The organism is Micromonospora sp. NPDC047548 (genome assembly GCF_040642975.1).
Lineage (GTDB): Bacteria > Actinomycetota > Actinomycetes > Mycobacteriales > Micromonosporaceae > Micromonospora.
The window spans coordinates 1-1,509 of sequence record NZ_JBEYTI010000122.1 but is presented as its reverse complement, the minus strand read 5'-3'; the positions used below and the strand labels follow the sequence as shown (position 1 = coordinate 1,509).

The 1,509-nt window shown below is 69.8% G+C and carries 2 protein-coding genes; both read right to left on the bottom strand.

The window, feature by feature from the left end:
- Positions 1-58: 58 nt before the first annotated feature.
- Positions 59-421, bottom strand: coding sequence for a hypothetical protein (locus tag ABZ807_RS33340; RefSeq protein ID WP_357167157.1), 363 nt, complete (start codon positions 419-421; stop codon positions 59-61).
- Between the two features lie 314 nt (positions 422-735).
- Positions 736-1,509: replication-relaxation family protein (locus tag ABZ807_RS33335; RefSeq protein ID WP_357167155.1), on the bottom strand; the 774-nt coding region annotated here is incomplete at its 5' end.

Genomic DNA, 1,509 nt, shown 5'->3' with positions numbered 1-1,509 from the left:
GTCTGGATCAACAAGCCCGACCAGGAAACGAAGACCGTCCCGCAAGCCGCTTAATTAATTAACTCCCGCTGGCCTCAATCCCTTGACACGTTCCGATGTGGGTGTTCCAGGCGCGCCAGCGCAGGGCGGCTTGGTTGGCGGCCGTGGCCGCGGTGCTTGTCAGGTCGAGGCGGCCCTTACGGCCTCCGGCGGCCATGGTGACTGCGCCGAAGCGGCGGGCGGGGTCGAGCAGGTAGTAGGAGAGGAACCGGGTCAGCCAGCCGATGAAGCGGCGGTGGCGGACGTGGTAGCGGCGGGCCGGGGTGCCGTTGGCGTGCAGGAGGTCGTTGACCTTCTCCGAGGCGGCGAACCAGTCCGCGTCTTCGCCGGGGGCGAAGCAGACGGTGACAACCGGCTCGGTGAGCGGCATGGGCGTGGGCATGGCAGGGTGCTCCCTTCGCGAAGGAGTGGGCTTGGGCGGCCGTGCTGGTGGTGGTGCCACCGGATCGCGGCGTCTGCGTCGGGAAGCTGCCGTGAGGGGCGCGGGGCGTGGATCACGAGCCGACTCCGAAGGTGGGCTGTGGGTGATCCCGCTGGCGCGGGCAGATCCGAGAGGAACAGACGGGCGGCGGTGCGAGCAAAGAAAGAAGAAGCTGCACCGTAGCTTCGTGACCTGACAGCACCAGTCCTGTCAGGAATTACGGCCATGCGTGTGACCTGTGCTGACAGGACCACCCGCGGGGCTGTCGGGATTTGTCAGAGCACGAAGACGCCCTCGTCGTAGTTCGGGTTGTCCGCCACGGGCTGGCCGTGGTCGCTGGGCAGCTCGGCGAGGCGGACCCGACCGGTGGCGCAGCCAGGAAGCCAGACTGCTTCGGTGGGGTCGGTGGCGTGGGTGGCGGTCGCGACGGGAACGTCGCCGCGCCGCCCGCGTAGGAGCCGGTGCAGGTGTTCCTCGCGTTGCTGGCTGCCGAGCCAGAACAGTACCGGGTAGCGGGGACCGCCGCGGCGGGTCAGCTGCGCGTACCGGTCGAGTTTGGCCACCACCCGACCCAGCGGTTCGCTGCCGGTGTCGGCCTCGAGGAAGAACCCCACCATGGTGTCGGTGACGCTCCACAGGCCGTGTCCGTCGGCGGTGATGGTCCGGTACTGCTTGGTGGTGGTCGTCTCGGACCACCACCGGTCCAGGCGCGCCTCGGGGTGCCGGCGGGCGTACGCGGTGAGCCGGACGAAGAACTCGTTGGTGGTGAGCAGGTGGGTCAGGTTCGGGTTGGCCGACAGCCGGTCGACGGTCTGGCGGCTCGTCCGGACGGTGGGCTCGGGCCGGTGGTGGGCGGCGGCCTGGAACCGGTGCCCGTGGTGGCCGAGCGTCCAGTGCCACGGTTGGCTGCCGCCCCCGGCGCGGGCGAACCGGAACCGGTCCAGCAGGCCCAGGGTGTTGCCTGGCGTTCTTGGTGAGGATGTAGCCGTCATCGGTGGTGCGGATGTAGGGGCATGAAGATGCCCCGCCGGCGGGTTGCCGGGCGGGGC